This is a genomic window from Rheinheimera sp. (assembly GCF_037442345.1).
GTDB lineage: Bacteria > Pseudomonadota > Gammaproteobacteria > Enterobacterales > Alteromonadaceae > Pararheinheimera.
This window is the reverse complement of sequence record NZ_JBBIQL010000015.1, coordinates 64,657-80,437: the sequence shown is the minus strand read 5'-3', so window position 1 is coordinate 80,437 and position 15,781 is coordinate 64,657. Positions and strand designations below refer to the sequence as shown.

The 15,781-nt window shown below is 54.4% G+C and carries 15 protein-coding genes and 1 riboswitch; of the genes, 10 read left to right on the top strand and 5 right to left on the bottom strand.

The annotated features are described in order from the left end of the window. The first annotated feature begins 592 nt into the window (after positions 1 to 592). From WKJ04_RS10845 to trpA, 6 genes are read left to right on the top strand one after another with little or no spacing between them, the layout of a single operon-like run. Complete coding sequence (locus tag WKJ04_RS10845) at positions 593 to 2,173, top strand: anthranilate synthase component 1 (RefSeq protein WP_337880438.1); 1,581 nt, start codon at positions 593 to 595, stop codon at positions 2,171 to 2,173. After that, positions 2,170 to 2,790, top strand: a complete 621-nt coding sequence (locus tag WKJ04_RS10840) for an aminodeoxychorismate/anthranilate synthase component II (protein WP_337880437.1) — start codon at positions 2,170 to 2,172, stop codon at positions 2,788 to 2,790. The genes WKJ04_RS10845 and WKJ04_RS10840 overlap by 4 nt, the downstream gene beginning before the upstream one ends. Further along, positions 2,783 to 3,799: an anthranilate phosphoribosyltransferase gene (trpD, locus tag WKJ04_RS10835; protein WP_337880436.1), complete on the top strand. Its 1,017-nt coding sequence runs from the start codon at positions 2,783 to 2,785 to the stop codon at positions 3,797 to 3,799. The genes WKJ04_RS10840 and trpD overlap by 8 nt, the downstream gene beginning before the upstream one ends. Next, complete coding sequence (trpCF, locus tag WKJ04_RS10830) at positions 3,792 to 5,174, top strand: bifunctional indole-3-glycerol-phosphate synthase TrpC/phosphoribosylanthranilate isomerase TrpF (protein WP_337880435.1); 1,383 nt, start codon at positions 3,792 to 3,794, stop codon at positions 5,172 to 5,174. Before trpD ends, trpCF begins: the two co-directional genes overlap by 8 nt. Next, on the top strand, positions 5,167 to 6,354 hold the full coding sequence (gene trpB, locus WKJ04_RS10825) for a tryptophan synthase subunit beta (protein ID WP_337880434.1): 1,188 nt from the start codon (positions 5,167 to 5,169) through the stop codon (positions 6,352 to 6,354). Before trpCF ends, trpB begins: the two co-directional genes overlap by 8 nt. A 26-nt stretch (positions 6,355 to 6,380) precedes the next feature. Next, complete coding sequence (gene trpA / locus WKJ04_RS10820) at positions 6,381 to 7,187, top strand: tryptophan synthase subunit alpha (protein WP_337880433.1); 807 nt, start codon at positions 6,381 to 6,383, stop codon at positions 7,185 to 7,187. 92 nt (positions 7,188 to 7,279) lie between these two features. Here trpA and WKJ04_RS10815 read toward each other — a convergent pair whose 3' ends face one another. Continuing rightward, a complete protein-coding gene (locus tag WKJ04_RS10815; RefSeq protein ID WP_337880432.1) occupies positions 7,280 to 9,070 on the bottom strand; it encodes a TonB-dependent receptor in 1,791 nt (596 codons plus the stop codon). A 37-nt stretch (positions 9,071 to 9,107) separates the two neighbouring features. Further along, positions 9,108 to 9,327, bottom strand: a riboswitch (cobalamin riboswitch). Positions 9,328 to 9,399: 72 nt separating this feature from the next. Continuing rightward, a complete protein-coding gene (locus WKJ04_RS10810) occupies positions 9,400 to 9,882 on the bottom strand; it encodes a YajQ family cyclic di-GMP-binding protein (protein WP_337840383.1) in 483 nt (160 codons plus the stop codon). An 81-nt stretch (positions 9,883 to 9,963) separates the two neighbouring features. Between WKJ04_RS10810 and WKJ04_RS10805 the strand changes: the two genes are divergently transcribed. Together WKJ04_RS10805 and WKJ04_RS10800 are read left to right on the top strand one after the other, a co-directional pair. Next, positions 9,964 to 10,326 (top strand): VanZ family protein, encoded by a 363-nt coding sequence (locus tag WKJ04_RS10805; RefSeq protein WP_337880431.1) that lies wholly within the window; start codon positions 9,964 to 9,966, stop codon positions 10,324 to 10,326. After that, a complete protein-coding gene (locus WKJ04_RS10800; RefSeq protein WP_337880430.1) occupies positions 10,323 to 11,225 on the top strand; it encodes a 2-dehydropantoate 2-reductase in 903 nt (300 codons plus the stop codon). Before WKJ04_RS10805 ends, WKJ04_RS10800 begins: the two co-directional genes overlap by 4 nt. Here the strand turns inward: WKJ04_RS10800 and thiI are convergent. From thiI to pomA, 3 genes are all read right to left on the bottom strand, one after another. Continuing rightward, the gene (gene thiI, locus WKJ04_RS10795) at positions 11,201 to 12,664 is read right to left on the bottom strand and encodes a tRNA uracil 4-sulfurtransferase ThiI (RefSeq protein ID WP_337880429.1); all 1,464 of its coding nucleotides are present in this window, start codon (positions 12,662 to 12,664) and stop codon (positions 11,201 to 11,203) included. The two genes, WKJ04_RS10800 and thiI, sit on opposite strands and share 25 nt — an antisense overlap. Positions 12,665 to 12,734: 70 nt before the next feature. Next, positions 12,735 to 13,673 (bottom strand): flagellar motor protein MotB, encoded by a 939-nt coding sequence (locus tag WKJ04_RS10790; protein ID WP_337880428.1) that lies wholly within the window; start codon positions 13,671 to 13,673, stop codon positions 12,735 to 12,737. Between the two features lie 11 nt (positions 13,674 to 13,684). Then, positions 13,685 to 14,452 (bottom strand): flagellar motor protein PomA, encoded by a 768-nt coding sequence (pomA, locus tag WKJ04_RS10785; protein ID WP_337840388.1) that lies wholly within the window; start codon positions 14,450 to 14,452, stop codon positions 13,685 to 13,687. A gap of 189 nt (positions 14,453 to 14,641) precedes the next feature. Here pomA and WKJ04_RS10780 point away from each other — a divergent pair, with 189 nt between their 5' ends. Beyond that, positions 14,642 to 14,884, top strand: coding sequence for an exodeoxyribonuclease VII small subunit (locus WKJ04_RS10780; RefSeq protein WP_337840389.1), 243 nt, complete (start codon positions 14,642 to 14,644; stop codon positions 14,882 to 14,884). 3 nt (positions 14,885 to 14,887) lie between these two features. Then, on the top strand, positions 14,888 to 15,772 hold the full coding sequence (ispA, locus tag WKJ04_RS10775; RefSeq protein ID WP_337880427.1) for a (2E,6E)-farnesyl diphosphate synthase: 885 nt from the start codon (positions 14,888 to 14,890) through the stop codon (positions 15,770 to 15,772). Positions 15,773 to 15,781: the final 9 nt, after the last annotated feature.

Below are 15,781 nucleotides of genomic sequence, written 5' to 3'. Positions count from 1 at the left end.
TTGCATTGAAACGCAAAATACAAGACCTGACCCCAGCAGAGGCGCTACTAAATCCATCGCGCCACTTTAGCCGTCTATCCGTTTATACGGTTTTATTTGGGCTTATAACAAAAAAGGTGCTTGACGCTTTTGTTAATTCAGGGTTTTATAGTGCGCAGTGGATCAGATGGAAAACAGCTCAATGAACAGTCAACGTAATTCAATCACAGTGTGGTGGTGGCATACTCCTTAACGGGCGTGTGTTGGCGTTGTCGTAGCTATCCATCCAGGCCCGTTTCGAAAGAAGCGGGTTTTTTGTTTTAAGCGGTCAAAAAATTTACAAAGGGGTCAGGTCTTGTATTTTGCGTTTCGATACAAAATACAAGACCTGACCCCAAACGATGAGAGATAAAAAATGACACAGATACAAACTGTACGTTGGCACTGGTGGCGCATTTCCTGACTCAGCGGGCCGGACTGTTATTGTCTGAAATTTAGCACCACAAGCCCGCGATAAGCGGGTTTGTTGTTTCTGGCTTATCGCAGGGTGTAACCCCCAAGTCACTGCAGGCTGCGGCTTCAGGTACGACGGGTAGAAAACTTAAGGAACAGGATGAACTTACAACACATCACCCACATTCAGGGCCAGGTCGCCAGCTTTAGCCAGCCACTGCCCTATTTGCCGGATCCACTGCAAAGCTTCAGCCAGCTGTGCGGTCAGAGTCAGGGCAGCCTGCTGCTGGAATCTGCTGAAATTGACAGCAAAGACAACTTAAAAAGTCTGATGCTGATTGACGCCGCGCTGCGTATTGAATGCCATGGCCTGCAGGTGACTATTCAGGCATTAACCAGCAATGGCGCCACCCTGCTGCCGTATTTACAGCACAAGCTGCAAGCAGCAGCCGCACAAACCGACCTCAGCAACAGCACACTGCAAGTGCAGTTTGCCAAGCCAGACCCACTGCTGGACGAACACAGCAAGCTGCAGGTTCCAAACAGCCTGACGGTGCTACGGGTGTTGCAGCAGCAACTGACCAGCAACAGCAACGAGCCCTTCGCCGTCTTTTTGGCTGGCGTGATTGGCTATGATCTGGTGGCGATGACCGAAGCGCTGCCTGCGGTGCCCACTACGGCCAACCAATGCCCCGACTATTTGTTTTACCTGGCCGAGACTTTATTGGTGATCGATCACCAGAACCCACACAGCACCCTGATAGGCAACGTGTTTTGTGGCGAACAGGCGCAGCAGCAGTATTTTGTCATTGGCAACCGCCTGCAGCAGCTGGCGCAGCAATTGGCAGAACCACAAGCACAACCCGCCAGCGCCCCGGTCCGTGATGCCGATGTGCAGGTTGATATCAGCGACGCCGACTTTATCCGTCAGGTCGAACAACTGAAAGAAAACATCGTCGCCGGTGACGTATTCCAGGTGGTGCCGTCGCGTTGTTTCAGCCTGCCCTGCCCGGCCCCGCTCAATGCCTACGCCAAACTGAAACAACAAAACCCCAGCCCTTATATGTTCTACCTGCAGGACAAACACTTCAGCCTGTTTGGCGCCTCGCCAGAATCTGCACTGAAGTACAGCGCCGACAACCGCCAGGTCGAAATTTACCCTATAGCCGGTACCCGTCGCCGTGGCTTTAATGCCGCCGGTGAACTGGACCACGATTTAGACAGCCGGATTGAACTCGAACTGCGCCAGGACGAAAAGGAAAAAGCCGAACACCTGATGCTGGTCGACTTAGCCCGCAACGACGTGGCCCGTATCAGCGTGCCGGGCAGCCGTTATGTCAAAGAGCTGCTGAAAGTCGACCGTTATTCCTACGTCATGCATTTAGTGTCCCGCGTGGTCGGCACCTTAAAACCCGAACTGGACGCACTGCATGCCTACCAGGCCTGTATGAATATGGGCACCTTAGTAGGCGCACCCAAAGTGAAGGCCGCCGAACTGATCCGTCAGGTGGAGCAACAACGGCGCGGCAGCTACGGCGGCGCCGTCGGTTACCTGTCGACCAATGGCGACTTCGACAGCTGCATCGTCATCCGCTCGGCCTATGTACAAAACGGCATGGCTTACATTCAGGCCGGCGCCGGTGTGGTGTACGACAGCGTGGCGCAAGCCGAAGCCGACGAAACCCGCAGCAAGGCGCAAGCCGTGATCAACGCCATTCGCGCCGCAGGAGGTGCCGTATGAGTATCGTGTATCTGCTCGATAACCTGGATTCCTTCAGCTACAACCTGGTGGACGAAGTGGCCCAGCTGGGTTTTACCCTGAAGCTGTACCGCAACACAGTGCCAGCCGCTTATATCTTCGACAAAATGCTGGCCGAAACTGAGCCAGTGGTGCTGTTGTTGTCGCCTGGCCCGGGCGCACCGGCAGACGCAGGCTGCATGTCAGGCCTGATTAAACTCGCCGCCGGCCGTTTTCCAATGCTGGGTATTTGTTTGGGTCATCAGGCGCTGGTCGAACATTACGGCGGTGAAGTGGGCCGCGCAGGGGAAACCGTGCATGGCAAAACCTCTATTATTGCACTGTCAGACCATCCGGTATTTGGCGAGCTGCCAAAGCAGTTTTCTGTGGCACGTTACCACTCGCTGATGGCCACCAAAGTGCCGTCAGCCTTAAAGGTCATCGCCAATTACCAGCATATTCCAATGGCCATTGCCAACGATAGCGACAAAGTGCTGGGTTATCAGTTCCACCCCGAATCCATTTTAACCACCTTGGGCAAACCGCTGTTGCAGCAAAGCCTGAACTACCTGCTGCATGGCACCGCCTTGCAGCAGAAACAAGGAGCAGCCCATGTCTGAGTTATTACCGCTGGTGCAACAAAGCCTGCGCGGCGAAGTGCTTAGCTGCGCCCAAGCCGAACAGTTTTTTGCCGCCGTAGTGCAAGGGCAAGCCGACCCGGTGCTGCTCACCGCTTTATTGGTCGCGCTGAAAATGCGCGGCGAAACGGCCGGTGAAATTGCCGGCGCAGCCCGCGCGCTGCGCAGTGCCGCCACACCCTTTGAACGCACAGTGCCAAACAGCATCGACTGCTGCGGTACTGGCGGCGACGGCTCCAACACCATCAATATTTCCAGCACCGCCGCTTTGGTTGGCGCCAGCATGGGCTTGCCGGTGGTCAAACACGGCAACCGCAGCGTGTCCTCACGCTCAGGTTCGGCCGATTTACTTGAGCAGCTCGGCGTGAATATTCAGATGAGCCCGGCCACTGCCGCCAAAGCACTGGCGCAAAGCAATGCCAGCTTTTTATTTGCGCCGCTGTACCATGCCGGAATCCGTCATGCCATGCCGGTGCGCAACGCGCTGAAAAGCCGCACTCTGTTTAACCTGTTAGGGCCGCTGGTCAACCCGGCTAAACCAGATTTACAGCTGCTTGGCGTCTATGATCCAGCGCTGACCCGGCTGATGGCAGAGGCGCTGCAGCAACTGGGCACCAAAGCCGCCTGGGTGGTGCATGGCAGTGGCTGCGACGAAATAGCGCTGCACGGCCCAACCAAAGTCAGTGCACTGAGTAGCACTGGTATTGAAGAATTTGAACTGACACCGGCCGACTTTGGCTTAAACAACCGCGCGCTCAGTGAGTTAGCCGGTGGCGAGCCTCAGCAAAACGCCGCAGCAACACTGGCCATTTTGCAAGGCCAGGGCCAGAGCGCGCACAATGAGGCGGTGGCAGTGAATGTAGCGGCCATGCTGAAAATCAGCGGCAAACCAGAGGGCCTGCCGCAGCTGACCACACAGGTGCTGGACCACCTCGCCAGCGGCAATGCATTATCGACCTTAGCGCAGTTAAAAGAGATCAGTCATGGCTAACGTGTTAGACACCATTATCACCCACAAACGCAGCGAGCTGATTGAGCGCAAACAGCAGTTGCCACTCACCCAGTTTATAGATCAGGTGCAGCCCACCACCCGCAGTTTTTTAAAGGCGCTGCAGCAAAAGGGCCCGCGTTTTATTCTGGAATGCAAAAAAGCATCGCCGTCCAAAGGACTGATCCGCAGCCCGTTTAATCTGGACGAAATTACCGCCGCTTATGCGCAATACGCCGACTGCATTTCAGTGCTGACCGACGAAAAGTTTTTTCAGGGCAGCTACGACTACCTGGCCAAAGTGCGTGGCAAAGTGCAGCAACCACTGCTGCATAAAGACTTTATTATTGACCCTTACCAGATTTACCTCGGCCGCCTGCAAGGTGCCGACGCCGTGCTGCTGATGCTGTCGGTACTAAGCGACCTGGAGTACCTGAAACTGGCTAACGTGGCCAAAAGCCTGAAGATGGGCATTCTGACCGAAGTGAGCAATGAGCAGGAAACCCAACGTGCAGTCGCCTTAGGGGCCGAACTGATTGGCATTAATAACCGGGATTTACGCGATTTAAGCACCAACCTCGACACCAGTTTCCGCTTAGCCAAGCTAATCCCGGCAGGCATTTGCATAGTGTCAGAATCCGGCATTTATACCAATCAGCAGGTGCGACAGCTGAGCAAAGTGGCCGACGCCTTTTTGGTCGGCAGCTCGCTGATGGCACAGGATGATTTGGCCGACGCCTGCCGGGCGCTGATCATTGGTGAGCACAAAGTCTGCGGCTTAACCAATCCGGAAGATGCAGCCGCCGTCTATGCCGCCGGGGCTTATTATGGCGGGCTGATTTTTTACCCTCAGTCGCCCAGAGCCGTCACAACAGCGCAGGCCAGGTTGGTGCAACAAGGCGCACCATTGCTGCATTATGTCGGGGTCTTCGTCAATGAACAGGTGGAACAGGTGGCCGCCATTGCTCAAGAGCTGCAACTGGCTGCAGTGCAACTGCATGGCGAAGAAAGCGACCTGTACCTGCAAAAGTTAAAACCCCTGCTGCCGGCCAGCTGTGCCATCTGGAAGGCGTACCGGGTGAAAGACCAGTTGCCACAACTGAGCCGTTACGCTGACCGTTATCTGCTGGACGCCTTTAGCGACAAAGCGCATGGTGGCACTGGCCAGCAGTTTGACTGGGATTTACTGGACCAGCGCCTGCTCGACAAAAAAGTACAGCTGGCTGGTGGCCTGACCCCGGACAACGTCACCGCGGCGTTAAAACACCAAATTCTGGCGCTGGACCTCAATTCAGGGCTGGAAACAGCACCAGGCCAAAAAGACCCAAACAAAGTTCAACAGGCATTTTTACAGATCAGAGAATTCAGCCATGAGTAAATTAAAGTTAAACCCTTATTTTGGTGACTACGGCGGCATGTTCGTGCCTGAGCTGCTGGTGCCGGCCTTAACCCAGCTGGAGCATGCATTTGTTGAAGCCCGGCAAGACCCGGCTTTTCTGGCCGAGTTTCAGGCGCTGTTAACCGACTACGCCGGCCGGCCAACACCGCTGACCTTATGCCGTAATTTGTCGCCGAACCCGCTGGCGAAAATTTACTTAAAACGCGAAGACCTATTACACGGCGGCGCCCACAAAACCAACCAGGTGCTGGGTCAGGCCTTGCTGGCCAAACGTATGGGCAAACAAGACATCATCGCCGAAACCGGCGCTGGTCAGCACGGTGTGGCCACGGCGCTTGCCTGTGCCCTGCTTGGCCTGAACTGCAAAATCTATATGGGTGCCAAAGACATCGAACGTCAGCAGCCCAACGTATTCCGGATGAAGCTGATGGGCGCGACAGTGATCCCGGTGACCAGCGGCTCAGGTACCTTAAAAGACGCGGTCAACGAAGCGATGCGCGACTGGTCCGCCAGCTACGCCACCAGCCACTATTTACTCGGTACAGCAGCGGGCCCGCATCCGTTCCCAACCATAGTGCGCGAATTCCAGAAAATGATTGGTGAAGAAGCCAAACAACAAATTCTGGCCGCCGAAGGCAAATTGCCAGACGCGGTGCTGGCCTGTGTCGGCGGTGGTTCAAACGCTATCGGCATGTTTGCCGACTTTATCAAAGAAGACGGCGTAAGGCTGATTGGCGTAGAGCCTGGCGGTAAAGGCATCGACACTCACGAGCATGGGGCGGCATTGTCCACCGGCAGCTACGGCATTTTGCACGGCGCTTACACCGCGATTATGCAAACCGCCGATGGCCAGATTGAAGAATCCTATTCGGTGTCCGCAGGCCTGGATTACCCGGCCGTCGGCCCGCAACATACCTATCTGCAGTCGATTGGTCGTGCTGAGTATGTGGCTATTAATGACGACGAAGCCGTAGCCGCCTTCCAGCAACTGGCGAAATCCGAAGGCATTATTCCAGCGCTGGAAAGCTCGCACGCCTTGGCGCACGCGCTGAAAATGGCTGCCGCCGCCACAGAACCTTTGGTGTTGCTGGTGAACCTGTCTGGCCGTGGCGACAAAGATTTAAACCATGTGTATTCAATTTTGGGCATGGCACGCTAACCACGGCTCGAATTAAGGAATTTGTGATGCAACGATATACAGAGTTATTCAGCCGCTTAGCCACCCACAAGCAAGGGGCTTTTGTGCCTTTCGTCACCATTGGTGACCCGAACCTTGCGCTGTCGGAACAGATCATCCGCGCCATGATAGAAGCCGGCGCCGACGCTTTGGAGCTGGGTATTCCCTTCTCAGACCCCATTGCCGACGGCCCTACTATTCAGGGCGCCAATATCCGGGCTCTGGCAGCCGGTGTCACGCCCGATCAGTGTTTTGCCCTGATCAGCCGTCTTCGCGCCGACTACCCGCAGTTGCCCATAGGCCTGCTGCTGTACAGCAACCTGGTGATGGCCAAAGGCATAGACACCTTTTACGCCAGCGCCAAAGCCGCAGGGGTCGATTCAGTGCTGATAGCCGACGTGCCTATGCTGGAGAGCAAACCTTTCCGTCAGGCCGCAATGAGATATGAAGTGGCACCAATTTTTATCGCGCCGCCGAATATTGACGATGAAGGCTTGCGGGAACTGGCCTCTTATGGCCGCGGTTACACTTACCTGCTGTCTCGCGCAGGGGTGACAGGCACCGAAACTCAGGCCACCATGCCCGCCAGCACCCTGGTCGACACCCTGAAAAACTACCACGCCGCCCCGGCCTTATTGGGTTTTGGCATCTCCACACCAGAGCATGTCAAGGCCGCCATCGCCGCTGGCGCCGCTGGGGCTATTTCGGGCTCCGCGATAGTGCAGCGCATCGAAAAACTGCAGGCTCAGCCAGAGCAACTGCTGGCCGAACTGCAACATTTCGTGCGCAGCATGAAAGCCGCCACCCACCTCTGACCTTCAGGGGGCAGATCCAGACGAAGGCAAACAAAGAAGACGCTATAGGGGTCAGGGGCCGGAACCTATCATGCCTGACCCCAACAGCCAGCTCAGAAACGGCTGATCACCTGTAACGACCACTCCGAGCCCGGTGCCGCATAGCCTGGTACATACTGGTAATCCTTGTTGGTCAGGTTATCCAGTTTCAGTGCCATCTCCCAGTGGTGGCCAGGCGCCCAGCGCAGTCCTGCCCCCCACAACGTAAAACCGCCTTGTACAGGAGTTGAATAATCTCCGGTGAAAAAATCGCTTTGGTACTGACTGTTGATAAAGGCGCGCCACTGCTGCCACTGATAGCTGCCTTGCCAAAACATGCTGTGGCGGGATTTTTTGATCAGCCGCTCATCATTGATAGTGTCTTTGGCATCGGTGTAGCTGTAATTCAGCTGCTGACTGAACGCCTGCCATTGCTGCGCCAGGCTCAACTCCGCGCCCTGGATTTTGGCTTTACCTACATTAGCGGGCAGCCAGTTGCCGCTGTCATCCGGCGCCCATTGCACCAGATTATCGACGTCCTGCTGATACAGGCTGCTGTCCAGCTGCCAGGTTTTGCCACTGTAGCGCAGCCCCAATTCATGGGATAAGGCATGCTCAGGCTGCAACAAGGCATTGCCGCTGTAGGGGTAATACAGGTCATTAAAAGACGGCGCTTTAAAGGCAGTGGCGCGGTTGAATCGCAATTGCCAGTCCGCGGTGAGCTGATAACCGGCAGACAGCTGGTAGGTATTCTGATGGCCATACTGGCTTTGTTTGTCATGCCGCACAGTGCTGTCAAGCAACCAGCCATACTGCTGATAACTTACACCGGCAAACAGGGCTTTATTAATGCGGGAGTCAACCTCATAGTCGGTGCCATACACCTCTTCCTGGTACCAGTTCACCCCGGCCAGTGCAGTCAAAGCAGCATTCAGCTTGTGGCTGTATTGATAATCCAGTTCATCACGACGGGTTTGAAACAGACTGTCCGGGCTGTTATTGCCAAAGTTCAGGTCGGCATTTTTCTGTCGGGCCAGCTTCAGCGTCTGCTGACTAGGTTCAGAGCCATACTGCCAGCCCAAGGTGGTCAGGTCGGTCTGAGTGTCGGCCTGATCGGTGCCTCCCCAGGTCGGGTCGGCATCGTAGTGCACATCTTGTTGCAAGCGCTGATGGTCCAGACTCCAGTCACCTAAGCTGCTTTGGTAGGCGGCAGCGACTTTACCAAAACGCTGCACATAGCCATCTTCATCTGGCTGTGTCCCCGGACGCACATCAAAACCATCGGCTCGGGCCACCCCCAGGTTTGCACTTAAAGTCAGATCGCCACTGCGTACAGCAGTGGCGAAGTCCGCTTCCCTGTTGCCATAGCGGCCGGCTTTGACCGTCAGTTGGGGTTGTTCCGCTTTGCGGGTAGTAATGGCAATGACGCCTGAGACTGCATCAGAGCCGTACAAAGCCGCTTTTGGCCCTTTAATCACTTCAATCTGTTCAATCTGCTGCAACGGCAGTTCTGCCAGCGACGCATAACCCAAAGTGGCCGCTCCGATACGGACGCCGTCAATCAACACCAGGGTATGACCGGCAGCCCCACCGCGGATATAGACAGAGCTGGCGTGGCCTTTTGTCCCATTCCGGCTGATTTGCACCCCGGCGATTTGCGCCAGTAAAGCCGGCAAATCGGCCATCTGCGCCTGTTCGATGGCCTGGCGATCCAGCACCACGACAGAAGAAAGCTGTGCAGACACAGGGCTGGCCATACGGTTGGCATACACAGTCAGATGTTCAACAGGCTGTGGGCCTGGATCCGCCACCACAGCAAAAGACGACAAAGCCACAGCAGTGGCCAACGCAGAATAACGCACCATGAAAAGACTCCTGCAGGACGCCCACCGCGCCTGAGTTAGGTTGATAGGTCTTTCAGGCCGGTCTCCGGGCTGACCTCAGGCATTGCAGCAATCACAGGTCCTTCCCATTGGCATGACGCTAACAGTGGACTTTGCAATCAACCGGTGTGAACCGGTTCTGGGGTGTACCGTTGCGGGGGCAGCTCTGGGTTTGCACCAGATTCCCGTTTCACGCCACCACAGACGAGTGGCAGCGCACCTGAAAAAAACGCGGCCACAGTGTAGCGGCCCCGGTTAAAAAGTCAATTGGAAATCCAGACGTCCAAACAACAATAGATTGCAATGCCCGGTCAGTCGCGGAAATTCTGGTACTGGAAGGGCTGGCCTAAATCGCTGGCACGAATATGGGCAATGGCTTCCTGCAGATCATCCCGCTTTTTACCGCTGACCCGCACTTCATCGCCCTGAATCGCCGCCTGCACTTTAATTTTGCTGTCTTTGAGCAGTTTCACAATTTTTTTCGCCATTTCAGTTTCAATACCCTGTTTGACACTGATCAACTGGCTGTAGGTTTTCCCTGAATGCACCACTTTCTCTTCGCTAAATGAACGCACATCCAGATTGCGTTTCACCGCTTTGGCGAGAAAAATTTCGAACATCTGCTGTAACTGATACTCCGATTCCGCTGTCATGCTGACTTGTTTGTCTTTCAGCTCAAAGCTGGCCTGAATGCCACGAAAGTCAAAACGGGTGGCCAATTCGCGGTTGGAGTTTTCCACCGCATTTAAAATTTCCTGTTGTTCCACTTTGGACACGATATCAAAAGACGGCATAAGGCTTCTCCTTGTTTTGGCTGGTGATTATAACGCTAAAACTGATACAATCCGAGCAGGTCTTTTTGCAACGAGCTCTGTGTGAAACGTCATCTTTATCATCTGATCTGCCTGGTTGGCTTCGCGGCTGTCACTTACGGGTTTCTGGCAGAGATGAAAAACAGCGGTCTGAATCTGAACCAATACGACAAACATCTCCACTTCACGATTTTTTTTGCTTTGTCCGCCTTATTGCAGTGGAGCTATAAGCCAAAACTCTGGCAAGCCGTGTTGTTGCTTGCCAGTTACGGCGTTGCCATTGAGTTTTTGCAGCAAAGCTTTACCCGCGGCCGCAAAGCGGAACTGTGGGATTGGGTGGCCGATTTGTGTGGCGTGGCCGCATTTTACCTGCTGTTTTATATCTGGCGCATTTGGCGTATCCGCCGCCACGGCCACCATCTGTGAATCCGGTATGGACTGTGGTCGGCCAGGGCGCTATCGGTTTGTTGGCTGCCAGCCGGTTGCATCTGAACCAGCAACAAGTTCAGCTGTTCCGGCGCCAGCCAGGTCCTTTCCGTTATCAGTTTGAACAACAGCAACAAGGGCTGCGGCAGATTGAACTCCCCGCTGCCACAGCCCCAATCCGGCTGGTTTTGATTCCGGTCAAAGCTTATGCCGTGCTGCCTGCAGTCAGACAGTTGCTGCCGTTATTGTCGGCCGATGCCCAAGTGGTGCTGTGCCACAATGGTATGGGCACTATCGAGCAGGTACTGCCGCTGCTAAGCCCGGCGCAGAGCCTCTGGTTTGTCAGCACCAGTCAGGCCGCCTTTAAACCCTCAGCATCACAGATCCGCCATACGGGCTCAGGCCCCTCTTATCTGGCGTGCCTGAAAGCAACAGACGCCCTCCACACACAGTGGGTACAGAGCGCCATGGCGCTGGCTTTTGAACCTCTGACGCTGGTGGACGATATCACCCCGCTGTTATGGCGCAAGCTGGCGGTCAACTCCGTGATCAATCCGCTGACTGCAGTGCATCAAATCCGCAATGGCGAACTGGCGCAGCCGCAGTATCAGGCCCTGATCACACAGCTGCTCAGCGAATTTATTGCGGTTGCTCAGCACTATGGTCAGGCCTTTGATCAGGCAGATATCAGCAGGCTGGTGTATTCAGTGATTGGCAATACCGCCGGAAATTATTCATCGATGCAGCAGGATAAAATCCATGGCCGGCCGCTGGAGCTGGATGCCATTACCGGCTACCTGCTGCAACGCGCCGATGAAGCAGGCCTGACGTTGCCTGCTCATCAAGCGCTGTATCAGGCACTGCGGGCTGGCGATCAAAGCTTATCGTCGCCGCGGTAAACCCCAACATTGGTATAGCCCTGCTCGGCCAGCAGCAGTGCCTGCAGGCGGCTCATCACCCCACGCTGGCAATACAGGAAGTACTGCTTGTTTTGATCCAATGCAGAAAACTGACTGGCCAGGCGGAAAAATGGCAGTTCCTGTACCTGATGGCTGGCGTGCAGCGGCTGCTCGTCCGCCTCTTCCGGCGCGCGGATATCCAGAATAATGGCGTCTGCTGCCATCTGCTGTTCATCCAGGACCGTCTGCACCTGCTGGCTGGCCTGGTACTCCACAGTGCGGATATCCATCACTTTGGCGTCCATCGCCAGCTGCTGCAGCATGCTGAAGTCCAGCGCCTGCTCAGCCCTCTCTACATCCGCTAACTTGGCACTGACAGTCGGGCTCTTCGAGATCACACCACAGTACTCCGGCATGGTTTTGGCCATATCTTCGGCCCCGATTTTCCGGCACAGGTCGACAATTTCCTGCTTGTCCTGCGCTAATAAAGGCCGCAGCACCAGAGTTTCAGTGGCACGGTCTATCACATTCAGGTTGGTGATGGTCTGGCTGGCCACCTGTCCAATACTCTCGCCTGTGACAATAGCCTGAATGCCCAAACGCTCTGCCACCACAGCAGCGGCGCGCATCATCTGGCGTTTCAGCACCACGCCCATCAGGCCATTGTCTATTTTCTCCAGAATTTCGTTGACCACAGGCGCAAAATCGACACTGACAAACTTCACTTTGTGCGACAACGAAAACTTTTGCCACAGGTAAAAGGCCATTTGCCGGACGCCGGTCTCGTGGGCCGGGCCGCCCAGGTTAAAAAACAGGTAGTGGGTGCGCAGGCCTTTGCGGATCATCAGATAGCTGGCCACAGCCGAATCAAAACCACCGGAGATCAAAGACAACACGTCCGTCTGGCTCGGAATAGGAAAGCCGCCCATGCCCTCATAGGCCTCACTGACCAGCAGCAATTTGTCTTTGCGGATCTCAAGCAGCACAGTGACATCCGGCTTTTTCAGCTGCACCCGTGCCGAGGCAATATGTTGGTTCAGGCCGCCACCAATATAGCGCTCGGCATCGAGCGAGCTGAACTCATGGTTGCCCTGACGACGCACGCGCACACAAAAGCTTTTGCCTTCCAGCCGCGACCGGTACACAGGCAATACTTTTTCAAAGATATCGTGTAAGGAGTCAAAGCCACTGGACTGCATGGCCATAAATTGCACTATGCCTGGAATGCACTGCAGGTGCTCCACCATACGTTGCTGCAATTTGGCATCGTCGGACGGGCAGCGCACCACCAGATGGTCGTAGTTGTTCTGAACTGTGGTCTCAGGGTGCAGACGCAACAGAATGGTTTTTAAGTTTTGTTCCAGCAACTTCGTCTGGCGCTTACGTACCGACTGCGACTTAATCGAAATTTCCGGGTGCAGTTTAATTAAAAATTCCATCAGCTGACTCTGTACTCACAAGGGGCCTGAAAAACAAGGGCGCGGATTATACCGCGCCCTGCCCTGACTGTCAGTTGCTTTGAGGTTGGGGTTCCAGACTAATGGGCTCTGATTCCTTCGCTTTGCCTTGCAGTATGGCAATTTCAACCCTGCGGTTGCGCTTGCGGTTTTCTGTGCTGTCATTGGGGACCAGCGGGCGGGTGTCCGCATGACCGACCACCACCAGGCGATTTTTATCAAAACCCGGCGCTTTAATCATTTCCGATGCTACCGACACGGCCCGGGCGGCCGACAAGTCCCAATTGTTGCTGTGCAGCTCATCGGACACCTGATCATCGTCGGTATGACCAGACACGGTAATTTCACCGGGCACGTCTTTAATCAGGGCACCTATTTCCTGGATAATCGGCTTAAAGCGTGGCTGTAGAAAGGACGAACCTGACGGGAACGAACCATTTTCCCGGATCCGGATAATAATCTGCTGACCTAAAGACTCCAGCTCGATAGCCCCATCCATAATTTGTTTTTCCAGCTGTTCTGCAATTTTTTTCAGCAGCTCATTGGTTTGCTCCTGCATTTCACCGGCCACGGCTTCCGGATTATTCAGTGGTTCCTCCGCCGTACTGGTGGACTGGCCGCCGGTTTTGTCTTCCCGTTGCTCCTGACGGCCACCGGCAGAATCTTCTTTCCCAGCCTGGAAATTCAGCATCTGTTGGGTCATTTCCACCGTTTGCTGCTGAATGGAGTCAATAGGGGTGGGATCCGGCCGGCCTGGCCTGAACTCCATCGCAATGACACTGGTGCCTTTGGGAATATCTTTGACTTCAATTTTATTCTGCACACCAAAGGCGTATTGCATGGAGCCGGCAATTTGTTTGAATTTCAGTACATCCATTTCAGAAAATGACAGCAACAACACGAAAAAACACATCAGCAGAGACATTAAGTCGGCAAAGGTGCCCATATAGGCCGGTAACCCCGGCGGTGGACATTTTTTACATTTTGCCATCAGGTCAGCTCCTACTCAGCCGGTGCCACTTCACGTTTTTTCGACGCCAGATAATTGCGCAGCAAGCTTTCGATGACTTTGGGGTTTTGACCATCCTGAATGCCCATAATGGCATCCAGGATCAGTTCGCTGTTGGTCTTTTCCTCTTCGTTACGCACCGCCATTTTTTCGGACAGAGGCAGAAAAATACAGTTGGCCTGGATAGCGCCATACAAAGTTGTTAACAAGGCCACCGCCATGGCCGGCCCTATGGCTTTGGGGTCTGACATATTGGACAACATGGCCACCAGACCAATCAGGGTGCCTATCATGCCCATAGCGGGGCCGAGGTCACCCAGCTGTTTAAACACCCCAATGGCCGACTCATGCCGGCTGTATGTCAGTTCGATATCTTTTTCCAGCGTGCCGCGCACCACATCCGCGTCATGGCCATCGACCAGCATATTGATGCCCTTTTGCATAAAGGGATTGGGGATCTCCGCCTCTTCCAGTGCCAGAAAACCGCCTTTACGGGCTGAGTCCGCCAGTTGCACCGCTTTTTCAATCAGCTCTTCCGGTGACTCAATTTTAAACATAAAGGCTTTGCTGATGGCTTTCATTGCATCAGCCAGTTGGGAAAAGGTGAATTTAATGATGACCGCGGTAAAGCTGCCGCCAAATACAATAACAATAGACACGAAGTCATAAAACATGCCTATGCTGCCACTGGAGCTGAGCCACATAGCCCAGACCATCATGCCCATAGTCGCAATCAAACCAATGACGGTTGCTAAATCCACGGTTTATCCCCCAAAACGACCGGCAAATTTTCGGTTTTATCTTAGCTTATAATGAGTTATCGGCAAAACTATAGGATTGTTGAACAAGAATTTCAGCACAGAACTGATTTATCCTTTCCCAAGCTGCAACAGATTGCTCATAATAACGCGCTCAGCTTGGGTTGCACACCGACTTTCGGGCAAAAAACAATGACAAAGAAAAAAACAGATTTCAGCCAGTTTGAACAAGGTCTGACCGAACTGGAACAGATAGTTCAGCAACTGGAACAAGGCGACCTGCAGCTTGATCAGGCGCTGGCGCAATTTGAACGTGGCATTACGCTGGTACGGCAAAGTCAGCAGCAACTGCAGGCAGCGCAGCAGAAAGTGCAGATCCTGCTGGACCAACAGGGTGAAGAAAGTCTGCAGACCTTCAACCCGGTTGAGGAATAACAGATGTTGGTTGCTTTATCTCACTACCAGCAGCGGTTGGAACAACTGCTGACCCAGCAGTTGGATGCCCGCCCGGTCTCAGACCCGGTTTTGTTGGAGGCGATGCGCTATAGCCTGTTGCTTGGCGGCAAACGTTTACGTCCTTATCTGGTCTACAGCTGTGGGCAGATGCTCGGCGCCAGCCTGACCGACCTGGACGGCCCGGCCTGCGCCATTGAAGCCTTGCATACCTACTCGCTGATCCATGATGATTTGCCGGCCATGGACAACGACGATTTGCGCCGCGGTAAACCCACCTGCCATAAAGCCTTCGACGAAGCCAATGCCATTCTGGCTGGGGATGCCTTGCAAGCCTTGGCTTTTGAGTGGTTAAGCCTGCACCCTTACCAGAACGTATCCGCACCACGTATTGTTGCCATGGTGCAACAACTGGCGCTGCTATCCGGCTACAACGGCATGTGTGGTGGTCAGGCCATCGATCTTGCCCATACGGATAAAAAGATGACGCTGGACGCGTTGGAGCAAATGCACCGGCTGAAAACCGGCGCGCTGATTGAATGCGCTATCCGTTTTGCCTATCTGGCAAGTCCAGTCGACAACGAGCAACACCTGACCGCCCTGGTGAGGTACAGCCGGGCCATTGGTCTGGCCTTTCAGGTTCAGGATGACATTCTGGATATTGAAGGCGATACCGCAGTGCTTGGCAAAACCGCAGGTTCCGACCAAAAGGCCAATAAGGCGACTTACCCTTCCCTGTTAGGTCTGGACCAGGCAAAACAAAAGGCAATTCAGCTGGTCGAACAAGCTCAGGCTGAGTTACACTCCTTGCCTTATGACACCACAGCACTGGCCGGTTTGGCACAGTATGTGATAGCTCGACAGTATTAATACAGGCAT